6 protein-coding genes are annotated in these 11,656 nt (G+C 68.0%); 5 read left to right on the top strand and 1 reads right to left on the bottom strand.

Annotated features, from left to right (window positions below):
- Window positions 1–34: 34 nt before the first annotated feature.
- On the bottom strand, window positions 35–1,075 hold the full coding sequence (locus Ate02nite_RS32390) for a LacI family DNA-binding transcriptional regulator (protein ID WP_203811644.1): 1,041 nt from the start codon (window positions 1,073–1,075) through the stop codon (window positions 35–37).
- Window positions 1,076–1,232: 157 nt separating this feature from the next.
- Between Ate02nite_RS32390 and Ate02nite_RS32385 the strand changes: the two genes are divergently transcribed.
- Genes Ate02nite_RS32385 through Ate02nite_RS32365 form a run of 5 tightly spaced genes read left to right on the top strand, consistent with a single transcriptional unit; the run spans window position 1,233 to window position 11,621 of the window.
- Window positions 1,233–2,555, top strand: coding sequence for an ABC transporter substrate-binding protein (locus tag Ate02nite_RS32385; protein WP_239147859.1), 1,323 nt, complete (start codon window positions 1,233–1,235; stop codon window positions 2,553–2,555).
- A 2-nt stretch (window positions 2,556–2,557) separates the two neighbouring features.
- Window positions 2,558–3,463: a carbohydrate ABC transporter permease gene (locus Ate02nite_RS32380; RefSeq protein WP_239147858.1), complete on the top strand. Its 906-nt coding sequence runs from the start codon at window positions 2,558–2,560 to the stop codon at window positions 3,461–3,463.
- Entirely contained in the window at window positions 3,463–4,269 is an 807-nt protein-coding gene (locus tag Ate02nite_RS32375; protein WP_203811642.1) for a carbohydrate ABC transporter permease, read from the top strand. The genes Ate02nite_RS32380 and Ate02nite_RS32375 overlap by 1 nt, the downstream gene beginning before the upstream one ends.
- Window positions 4,270–4,274: 5 nt before the next feature.
- Entirely contained in the window at window positions 4,275–6,134 is a 1,860-nt protein-coding gene (locus Ate02nite_RS32370) for a glycoside hydrolase family 127 protein (RefSeq protein WP_239147857.1), read from the top strand.
- Entirely contained in the window at window positions 6,135–11,621 is a 5,487-nt protein-coding gene (locus Ate02nite_RS32365; protein ID WP_203811640.1) for an OmpL47-type beta-barrel domain-containing protein, read from the top strand.
- The last annotated feature ends 35 nt before the right edge of the window (window positions 11,622–11,656 follow it).

Genomic DNA, 11,656 nt, shown 5'->3' with positions numbered 1-11,656 from the left:
CCCCAAATCGTCCCAGCGCAAGAGAGCCAAGGCCTCAGTCAAGCGGCGCAGTCGACTCCCGAGTGATCAGCCGAGGAGCGACAGTCTCAACCCCAGAGCCGAGAGTCCCGTCAATAGCCGAAAAAAGGCGCTGAGCAGCAAGACGCCCCAGAGCCTCAAGGTTCATGTCGATAGTGGTCAACGGCGGCCGAGCATTGACGGCGAGGATGTTCCAGTTGTCGAAGCCGATCACTGCCACCTGAGTAGGCACCGCGAGTTTCTCCTGGTGCAGCACGTCCAACACCCCCCGGGCAATCTCATCCGACCCAGCGAAGATCGCATCAATATCCGGATCCCGCTGCAGCAGCATGCGAGTAGCCCCCCGCCCCCAAGCCTCAGACCATGCCCCGAACCAAACCTGGTCGCCGGCGAGCGGCAGCCCTTCCTCACCAAGCCGATCAAGCGCCCCCCGAGCCCGATCCTGAGCGGCCCCATAGGACGGATCCCCAGAGATGTGAGCGATCCGCCGCCGCCCATGCCGAATCAAATGGTCAACAGCCAGACGCCCACCCCCCACGTTGTCGGTGACGAGAGACAGATCGGCCGGATCGTCCGAGGGTGAGTACGCGTAGATCACCGGCACCGGAAGGTCGCGCCCGAGGGACGGCCGCGCATCAGGCCGGGCCCCCACCACGATCAGCCCGTCGACCCGGCGGGACAGCAGAGCCCGCAGGTGGTGGCGCTCGCGGAGGGTATCTCCTCGGGCGTCGCACAGGAAGACGGACGTCTGGTCGGAACCGAAGGCATCTTCGGCTCCCATCAGGATCGGAATGGAGAAACGGCCCTCAAGGTCGGAGGTCAACAGCCCGACCGTTCCGCTGCGCTGCGTGATCAAGCCCTGCGCGAGGGTGTTCGGTGAGAAGGACAGCTGCTCGGCGGCCTGAATGACCTTGGCACGGGTCTCGGCGCGGACCTGCGGCTGGTTGTTGAGCGCCTTCGACGCGGTCGCGATCGAGACGCCTGCGAGCTTGGCGACGTCACGCAGCGTAGATCGGCCGGTCGTGCGTGGACCGTCCGCACTGGATGCCGGCTCCATCGGGCCTCTTGACAACAGTTTTTCCTCCGTATTACGTTCCTGAAAACCTTTTCGGTCTTCCGCAAACTCCCCCGGGAACGCCCCTCAGCTGCTCATGAGAGTACCTGGCGAGACGTCAACACCGAAACGGCCCGAAAATCTTCTTTCGGAGGACATCGTGCGGTTCGACATATCCACCACCATCCGTAGGGCGATCGCCGGGATCGCCGTCTCCGCACTGGCCATGACCGCCCTCACCGCGTGCGGCGGGGGCGACGACGACAAGGGCTCGGGCGCCGCCCCGGCCGCGGCCGGCGTCGATGGCGTCGACGACGGCTCGGAGCTGACGCTGTGGACCCGGGCGCCGCTGGAACTGCAGGCCAAGGCTCTGGTCGAGGCGTACAACGCCAGTCACAAGAACCAGGTCAAGCTAACGATCGTCCCTAATGACGACTACGTCGCCAAGGTGGGTGCGGCGGCCGGCAGCGGCGATCTGCCCGATCTGTTCGCGGCCGACATCGTCTACGTGCCCAACTGGGCAAAGGCGGGACTGTTCGCCGACCTGACCGGCAGCATCGCCGCACTCCCGTACGCCGACAAGATCAACAAGGCGCATCTGGACGCCGGCACGTACGAGAGCAAGAAGTATGTCCTGCCGTTTGTTCTTGATCTGTCGGTGATGTTCTGGAACAAGGACCTCTACTCCGAGGCCGGTCTCGACCCGGAGAAGGGGCCGACCACTTTGAAGGAATTCAAGGACCAGGCGCTCGCCGTGCAGAAGCTGAACAAGCCGGGCGTCAACGGCACCTACTTCGGCGGCAACTGCGGCGGCTGCAACGTCTTCACCTGGTTCCCGATGGTCTGGGCCAGCGGCGAGGACGTGATGAACTCCGACGGCACCAAGTCGCTGCTCAACGGCACCGCGGCCAAGGAGGTCTACCGCACCTGGCACGACCTGCAGGCGGCCGGCGCCATCGCCCCGGGCTCCAAGGACGAGACCGGTGCCACCTGGGTCGCGTCCTTCCAGGAGGGCAAGATCGGCGTGATGCCGTACCCGGCGACGCTGCTGCCCACCGCGGACAAGACCGTCAAGGTCGGCGTGGCCCCGATCCCGGGTGTCAGCGGCGGCGGTTCCACCTTCGTCGGTGGTGACGGCATCGGTGTCTCCAAGGATTCCAAGAAGTCGTCGCAGTCCTGGAACTTCCTGGCCTGGCTGATGTCGGAGAAGGCCCAGGTCGACGTGCTGGCCGCGAACAACACCTCGGTCGCCCGCAGCGACCTGGCCAGCAACAGTTTCTCGGCCAAGGACCCCCGGGTCGCGCTGATCAACGAGGTGGCCGGCAACGCGCAGAGCAAGACCCCGGTAGCGATCAACTTCCAGCAGGCGTTCAACGCGCCGGGCAGCCCGTGGGTCACCCTCTTCCGCAACCAGGTGTACGGCGATGGAGCCAACCTGGACAAGGACAACGACGCCGTCACCCAGGCCCTCGGCCAGCAGTGACCGTGCGCAGCCTCCCCGCGATCGCGGCGGAGTCCCACCCCAGCCGGCGGCGGCGCTGGTCGTCGTCGCTGGCGGGGTGGGGGTACGCCGCCCCCACCGCCGCCTTCGTCCTGATCTTCTTCGTCATCCCGATCGGGATCGTGGCCCGGATGTCGGTGTCCGACTGGAAGCTGTTCACCGGCGACCAGGGCTGGAACTCCGGGAAGAACTTCCAGTCCGCTCTCGATGACCGGCTGCTGTGGCCGGCGGTGTGGTTCACCGTCAAGTACACCGTCGTCACCACGGTCATCCTGCTGGTGCTGGCCCTCGGGCTGGCGCTGCTGGTGCAGGAGTCGAGCCGCTGGACCGGCTTCCTGCGTACGTCCTTCCTGATCCCGTCGGCGCTCGGCCTGGCCTCCGCCTCGCTGCTGTTCTACGCCCTCTATTCGCCGCAGAGCAGCCCGCTGCTCGGCTTCACCGACAAACCCATTTCCTTCCTGGGTACGCCGATGTCGGCGCTCTGGTCGAGCGTGGCGCTGATCGTCTGGCGGTACGCCGGCTTCTACATGCTGTTGTTACTGGTCGGCCTGCAGAGCATTTCCGGCGACGTGTACGAGGCGGCCACCCTGGACGGCGCCAACCGCTGGCAGACGTTCCGCCGGATCACCCTGCCGCTGCTGCGGCCGTCCCTGGCGCTCAGCACGATCATGTGCGTCACCGGCTCGCTGCTGGCCTTCGACCAGTTCTACATCCTCACCAAGGGCGGCCCGGACAACAGCACCATCACCATCGTCCAGCTGGTCTACAACTCGGCGTTCCAGGGGCGCAACGACCTCGGCCGGGCGGCCGCGCTGTCGATCCTGGTGCTGGGCGCCCTGCTGATCATCAATGTCGTGCAGTTCCGAGGCCTTCGCGGCAAGGAGAACTGATGCTGCGTACCCCCTCGCGCGTCCTGACCGGCGCGCTGGCTCTGCTGTTCCTTTTTCCGCTCGTCTGGGCCGCGGTGGCGTCGGTCAGCCCGCAGGCCGGCACCAAACAGATCCACGGCTGGGGCTTCGGCAACTACCAGACGCTGGCCAACTATCAGGCCGGCATCGGGCAGTACCTGCTGAACTCGACCGCGGTGTCGCTGATGACCGTCGCGTTCACCCTCGCGGTGTCCGCGTTCGGCGGCTACGCGTTCGGGATGTTCAAGTTCCCCGGCAAGAACGCGCTGTTCCTGGTCACCCTGGCGATCCTGATGGTGCCGTACGCGACCCTGCTGATCCCGCTGTACGTGCTGCTCAACGACCTGGGCTTGCAGAACTCGCTGATCGGGTTGTCGCTGGTGCTGACCATGTTCCAGCTGCCGTTCGCGGTGTTCATGATGCGCATCTCGTTCGAGGCGATCCCGGGGGAGCTGCGCGAGTCGGCGCTTATCGACGGCTGCGGCAACTTCCGGGCCCTGCGGCACATCCTGCTGCCGGCCGTCCGGCCCGGCCTGGTGACGGTCGGCATCTTCGCCTTCCTGGCCGCCTGGAACGACTTCATCACTCCGCTGGTCCTGATCAGCGACTCGGAGAAGCTGCCCCTGCCGCTGGCCGTGGCCAACATGCGGCAGCAGGTGATGGGGATCGTCGATTACGGCGCCACCGAAGCCGGCGTGGTCGTGCTGGCCCTGCCCTGCATCGTGCTCTTCCTCGCCCTCCAGCGGCACTACGTCCGCGGGTTCATGTCCGGCGCACTCAAGGGTTGACACACGTGAAGAACATCGCCACCCCAACTGTCCCCAGCGTCGGCCGGCTGCGTCCTCTAGGCGTACGCGAGGTCACCCTGAAGCCCGGTTTCTGGCAGCAGCGCCAGGAAACCAACCGGACGGCATCCCTCGACCACATCGAACACTGGCTGGAGAAGGCCGGCTGGCTGGCCAACTTCGAGGTCGGGCCGGCCGCCCGCCGCGGCCGCGAGTTCTCCGACACCGAGATCTACAAGCTGCTCGAGGCGATGTCCTGGGAGTACGGCCGGACCGGCGACGCCGACCTGGAGATGCGGTACAAGGACATCGTGCGCCGGGTCGCCGCCGCCCAGGAGCCGGACGGCTACCTGAACACCAACTTCGGCCGGTCCGGCCAGGCCCCGCGCTACAGCGACCTGGAGTGGGGCCACGAGATCTACTCGTACGGGCACCTGATCCAGGCCGCGGTGGCCCGGGCCCGGGTGGCCGGCCTCGACGACGAGCTGGTCCGGGTGGCCGTGCGCGCCGCCGACCACGTCTGCGAGATGTTCGGGCCGGACGGGATCGTCGCGGTGTGCGGGCACCCGGAGATCGAGCCTGCCCTGGTCGAGCTCTACCGGGTCACCGGCGAACGCCGCTACCTGGAACAGGCCCAGCTGTTCGTGGAGCGCCGCGGGACCCAGGTGCTCGCCGACATCGAGTTCGGCCGCTCCTACTTCCAGGACGACGTGCCCACGCGGGAGGCGGAGGTCTTGCGCGGACACGCGGTGCGGGCCACCTACCTGGCCGCCGGCACCGTGGACGTGGCCGTGGAGACCGGGGACACCGAGCTGCTCGACGCCGTGACCCGGCAGTGGCACAACACGGTGGCCCGGCGCACGTACCTGACCGGGGGCATGGGCTCCCGGCATCAGGACGAGGCGTTCGGCGAGGACTTCATGCTGCCGCCCGACCGGGCGTACTCGGAGACCTGCGCCGCGATCGGGTCGGTGATGCTCAGCTGGCGCCTTTTGCTGGCGCACGGCGATGCAGCATACGGCGACCTGATCGAGCGGACCCTGTTCAACGTCATCGCGACCTCGCCGGCCGACGACGGCCGCGGCTTCTTCTACACCAACACCCTGCACCAGCGGACTCCCGGCACCGAACCGGAACCGGACGTCCTGGTCCCGCGGGCCGCGTCCAGCCTGCGTGCGCCCTGGTTCGCGGTGTCCTGCTGCCCGACCAACCTGGCCCGCACCTACGCGAGCCTGGCCGCCTACCTGGCCACCGTCGACGACGACGGACTCCAGATCCACCAGTACGCCGCCGCCACCATCAACACCGACCGGTTCGGCTGCGAGATCGAAACCCAATACCCCGATCAAGGGCGCATCGCTGTACGCATCACCGAAGCGCCCGATTCCCCGTGGACCCTCAGCCTCCGAATCCCGCACTGGGCCACCGGCGCGACCCTCGACGGCCGGCCGGTCGAACCCGGCTGGGCCCACCTGCACCGCCAGTTCGCACCGGGCGACGTGGTGGTGCTCGACCTTCCCGTACAACCCCGCATCACCGCGCCTGACCCGCGCATCGATGCCATCCGCGGCTGTGTCGCCGTCGAACGCGGACCGATCGTGCTCTGCGCCGAGTCCGTTGACCTGCCCGAGGGCGTCGATCTGAACGCCCTGCGGGTACTCCCGCACGCCGAGGAACGCGACGGTGCCGTCGTCGTCACCGGCCGTACCGTCCAGCCGCCGGCACACGGCTGGCCGTACGGCATCGCGCTTGAACCCGCCATCACCGGGACCGTCGACGTCCCGCTGCGTCCTTACCACCGCTGGGCCCGCCGCGGGCCCTCGACCATGCGCGTCTGGCTCCCTCTTGCCGACGGAAGGACCGAGTAAGTGAGATTCGCTCCCATAGGGATCGTCGCGACCGTCCTCGCGACATTCCTGTTACCCCCGGCTGCCCACGCCGCACCCACCGCCGACACCCCGTACCCGACGTTCAAGGGCGACACCGACCCGGTGCCGGCCGAAGGAACCGGCTACCACGTCCGCAACCAGCTCCAGGCCATCTTCGACGCGGACGTCGCGGCCGGCGCCGGGTCGGGCACCGACAAGGACTTCTGGTTCGACAAGTTGCTGGCCCGCACCGGCAACCTGCCGGGTGGCTCGAACGGCGACGCGAACCAGTACCTGTTCAGCCGGGGCAAAGCCGTGTTCATGAAGACGCACAGCCCCGGCGTGCTCGGCTTCGGCGGCGAGGTCGCCTACATCGAGTCGATCTCCGGTGGGCAGGGCGCCTACACGGTCACCGCCTCGATCAACGGCACCGACGTCACCCTCACCGAGGACACCGCGTCGCGGAAGCAGACCCCCAGTTACTTCCGCGGGGTCTTCAACAACACCGCGAACGGCCTGCGGATCGTCGAGACCAAATTCATCACCGACGCCAACGTCGCGGTGACCAACCTGGACGTGTCCAGCACCAACGGCTCGGCCAAGAACGTGGTGCTGACCGCCACCTCGGCGTTCGCCAAGACGGTGGCCGACGACAGCGGCGAGCTGACTGGCTCGGTGCGCGCGTTCAACCAGCTCACCACGATCTTCCCGCGGTTCTCCGGCGACGGCTTCGCGCCGGTCGACGGCACCCTCAAGCAGACGATGGCGGTGCCGGCCAGTGGGGCGGCGAAGACCAAGCTGCAGTTGGGCTTCACCACCAAGGAGCAGCCGGCTTCCACGACGGAGTACGCGCATTACAAAGGTCTGAGCCCAGCAGCGGCCTACACCGAGCAGGTCACCACGTACAACAAGTGGTGGGCCGACAACGTGCCCTACCTGGACACGCCCGAGAACAACATCGACAAGACGCTGTTCTACCGCTGGTGGCTGATGCGGTACAACTTCCTCGACGCCGACCTGCCGGGTAACGACTACCAGTTCCCGACGTCGATGGAGGGCGTGCTCGGCTACAACAACGCCATCGTGCTGACCGTCGGCATGTTCGTCGACGACCTCAAGTACTTCCGGGACCCGGTCTACTCGTACGGTCCGTGGGTTTCCGCCGGTGAGGTCGCCAAGAGCTCGAAGTACGTCGACAACCCGGGCGACCCGGCCAACTGGTCGAACAGCTACACCGAGTACATCTCCGAGGCGGCCTGGCGCTCGTACCAGCTACATGGCGGGCCGGCGGCGATCGCGGGCAACCTCGCGAAGTACGCCGAGAACGACGTCAAGGGCCTCCAGCAGGCGTACGACACCAACGGCAACGGCCTCATCGAGTACAACTGGGGCGCGATGACCGGCAACGACGCCGACGCGGTGTCGTTCGACTGGAAGTCCGGCAACATGGACCGGGCCGAGAACGCGTACCTGTACTCCAACGCGAAGGCCTCGGCCGCCGCGTACCGGACGGTCGGCAACACCGCCAAGGCCGCCGAGATGGAGCAGTTCGCCGCCAACATCAAGGCCGCCGTGCTGCAGTACCTGTGGGAGCCGGCCCAGTCCACCCCGGACGTCATGGGCCTCAAGGGCAACCTTCTCAAGCACAGCCTGGTCAACGGCAACGAGAAGGTGCCGTGGAAAGAGATCAACAACTATTACCCGTACGCCGTGGGCCTGATGCCGAAGCCGGGCGACGCGGACTACACCCAGCCGTACGTCGAGGCGCTGCGCCTGTTCGCCGACGACACCCAGTACCCGATCTTCCCGTTCACTACCGCTAACCAGGCCGACAAGGCCGCCGCGGCGGCGGCGGGGGACCCGGGCAGCAACAACTTCTCCGTCATCAACTCGACGGTGACGTTCCGGATGCTGTCCTCGGCGCTGCGCAACTACCCGTCGCAGTACCTCAACGCCGACTACTACAAGAAGCTGCTGTACTGGAACGCGTTCGCGCACTACCAGGGCGGCGACAACCGGTACCCGGACCAGAACGAGTTCTGGGCCGACGGCACCACCGCCGGCGGCGGCGCGATCAACTACCGCTCGTGGATCCACCACACGATCCTGGGTGCCACCAACTTCACCGTCATCGAGGACGCGATGGGCCTGCGCCCCCGCGACGACGCGAAGGTGGAGCTCGACCCGATCGACATCGGCTGGGACCACTTCACCGCCAACAACATCCGCTACCGCGACAAGGACCTGACGGTCGTCTGGGACGCGCCCGGTGGCACCAAGTACTACGGCGCCGACGTGCCCGAGGGTTACTCGGTCTACCTCGACGGCCAGCTGGCCTTCACCGCGAACAAGCTCGGCAAGCTCGTGTACGACCCGGCGACCGGCACCGTCGAGGCGGCACCCGGTGTCACGTTGCTTACCCACGCGCAGAACGAAATTCAGGCGCCGCAGGACGTCCGGTTCCCGGCCGACGCCCGGATCGTGGACGTGATGGCCAAGGCCGGCGCCGAGATCGTCACCGGCAAGCCCGACGTCGCGCAGGGCAAGGCGGCCACCGCTTCCTTCTCGGCGAGCGGTCGCGGCCCGGCCGGCGCGGTCGACGGCACCACCGTCAACGAGCCCTTCTGGGGCACGGTGGGATCGCCGAACGCGTCCGACTCGATCGACATCGACCTGGGCGGTTCGAAGAAGATCGACGACGTCCGCGTCTACTTCTACAAGTCCTCCACCACCGCGACCGTCGCCGGTTACTCGGCGCCCTCGCAGTTCACCGTGCAGTACGACAACGGTGACGGCTGGAAGACGATCCCGAGTCAGACCCGGGTGCCGGCCTACCCGCGCGGCAACCTCAACCAGGTCCGGTTCCCCTCGCTCGACGCCACGAAGCTGCGGATCACCGTGCAGCACGCGCCCGGCTTCAAGACCGCGATCAAGGAGGTCCAGGCCTACGACAGCGGGGTGGCCGCGCCGGCGGCGGTCAACGCGCCGCCGCTGGCCGACGCGTGGCTGGACTCGTCGTACAGCCAGGCCGGTTCGGTCCGGCTGCTCGGCACCGCGCAGGACGACGGCAACCCCGGCACCGCGCTCACCTCGGTGTGGACCGTGGTGGACGCGCCGGACGGCGGCTCGGCCGCCTTCGAACCGGCCAACGCGCCCAGCACGGTGGCCCGGTTCACCAAGTCCGGCCGCTACACGCTGCGGCTGACCGTCAGCAACGGCACGGCGACCGCGACCAAGGACGTCGTGGTGCAGGCGACCGCGCTGAGCGAGGGCGAGATCAACGTCGCCTCGACGGCGACCCCGACGGCCAGCTTCACGGCCGGCTGGAACGCGGTGGCCGCGGTCAACGACGGCAAGCCGTCGTTGTTCACCGGCGGTGCCCAGACCGACCTCTGGGGGACCTGGACCGGCAGCGAGCCGGCCACCCGCTGGTTGCAATACGACTTCCCCTCGGCCGTACGGGTGGACAAGGCTTCCATTGATTTCTGGTCGGACTCCACCACCGGCGGCAGCGGCGTAGCCGTACCGAAGTCCTGGAAGGTGCAGTACTGGGACGGGACCGCGTTCAAGGACGTGACCGGGGCGACCGGTTTCGACCCGGCGGTCCGCGGCAGCACCAACAAGGTGTCGTTCGACGCGGTCACCACCACGCGGCTGCGCGCCACCTTCAACGCGCTGCCCAATGCGGCCGGCACGGCGTACTCGGCGGTCGGGGTTTCGGAATGGCGGGTCTTCGCGGCCGCGGCCGGCTCGATCCACGGCGTGGACGCCCGCACCCAGGTCGGCGTGCTGCCCACCCTGCCGGCCACGGTCCAGGTGACCTACGCGGACGGCAGCACCCTGCCGGTCGCGGTGGCCTGGGGTCAGGTCGACGCGGCCAAGGTGGCGGCGGTCGGTGACTTCACGGTCTCCGGCTTCGTCAACGGCACCACGCTGAACGCCACCGCCCACGTGTGGGTCCGGGGCAGCGATCCGGTGCAGATCAACACGATCGACCCGGTCACCGTCACCACCAAGGTCGGCGTCGCACCGGCGCTGCCGAGCGGGGTCACCGTCGGCTACAACGACGGTTCCCGGCAGAGCGGCATCGGCGTCACCTGGGCCGCGATCGACCCGGCGTCTCTGGAAAAGTCCGGGACCTTCGACGTGACCGGCCAGGTGGCCGGCACCGACAAGACCGCCACCGCGACCGTGGTGGTCGGCGACGGCGGTCCGAAGGACGAGGCTCCGCCGATCACCGTGCTGTCCACCGACCCGGCGCTGCCGACCGGCTGGACGTTCAGCAACGTCAAGGTGACCGCGAACGCCACCGACAACCAGGACAGCAGCCCGAAGATCGAGATCGCGGTCGGGTCGGGCGCCTTCGCGGCGTACACCGCACCGATCACGATCACCGCCGAGGGCTCGACCGTGGTCAAGGCGCGGGCCACCGACAAGGCCGGCAACGTCTCGCCGGTCACCCAGGTCGAGGTCGGCATCGACAAGACCGTTCCGACGGCGGCCGCATCGCTCGTCGCGGCCAGCCGCTCGGTGGTCATCACCGGCGCGGACACCGGCTCCGGCGTGGCGGCGGTGCAGTACCGCCTCACCGTCGGCGGCGCGGTCACCCAGGACTGGACCACCGCCGGTGCCCCGGTGCCGATCGGGTCGTCGGCCACCACTGTGGACTATCGCGCGGTCGACAAGGCCGGCAACACGTCGGTCACCGGGACCCTCGAAGTCGCGGCCGGGCAGGCGCCGGTCAACGTGGCCCGCACCGGCACGGCGTCCGCGTCGTACACGCCGGGCTGGCTCACCGCCGACAACATCGCCGACGGCGTCCAGCCGACCGGGCCGGTCGGACCGAACACCGATGTCTGGAACACCTGGCCGCAGGTCGGCGAGCAGTGGATCCAGCTGGACTGGGCGGCGCCGGTAACCGTCGACCGCAGCCGGGTCTGGTTCATCCAGGACATCGACGAATCCGGCGCCGGGGTTGCCCCGCCCGCTTCCTGGAAGCTGCAGTACTGGGACGGGACGGCCTGGAAGGACGTCACGGGTGCCAGTGCCTACGGCACCTCGGCGACCGCGTGGAACACGGTGACCTTCGACAAGGTGACCACCACGAAGTTGCGGGCGCTGCTCACCTCCAGCGGCACCGAGGAGGGCAAGGGCGCTCCCGGTGTGCAGGAGTGGGAGGTCTACGACGTCCCGGGCACCCCGGAGCCGGCCTTCGACGTCCAGGTCCAGGCCAAGACCTCGTGCGTCGGCGGCAAGGTGTACGTCGCCGTGAACGCGGTCAACGCCGACTCTGTCCCGCTGGATATCGAGCTGATTACGCCGTACGGCTCGAAGAAGGTTTTGGCAGTTGCCCCTGGGAAGACCGCCTATCAGCAGTTCAACTCGCGGGCCACGCTCGTGGCCGCCGGCAGCGCGACCGTGAAGGTCACCGGCGGTTCGGTCACCACCGAGATCGAAGCGCCGTACGGCGCGGCCACCTGTAGCTAGACCCGCCCCCTGGTGGGGGTGCCCATGGCGGGGCA

It is taken from the genome of Paractinoplanes tereljensis (assembly GCF_016862435.1).
GTDB classification, from domain to species: domain Bacteria; phylum Actinomycetota; class Actinomycetes; order Mycobacteriales; family Micromonosporaceae; genus Actinoplanes; species Actinoplanes tereljensis.
The sequence above is the reverse complement of the archived record's forward strand: the minus strand, read 5'-3'. Positions and strand labels throughout refer to the sequence as shown.

What these genes read in the sequence shown, in the direction of transcription:
- Ate02nite_RS32375 (WP_203811642.1), top strand. Translation starts at nt 3,463, where the DNA reads ATGCTGCGTACCCCCTCGCGCGTCCTGACCGGCGCGCTGGCTCTGCTG.
- Ate02nite_RS32390 (WP_203811644.1), bottom strand. Translation starts at nt 1,075, where the DNA reads ATGGAGCCGGCATCCAGTGCGGACGGTCCACGCACGACCGGCCGATCT.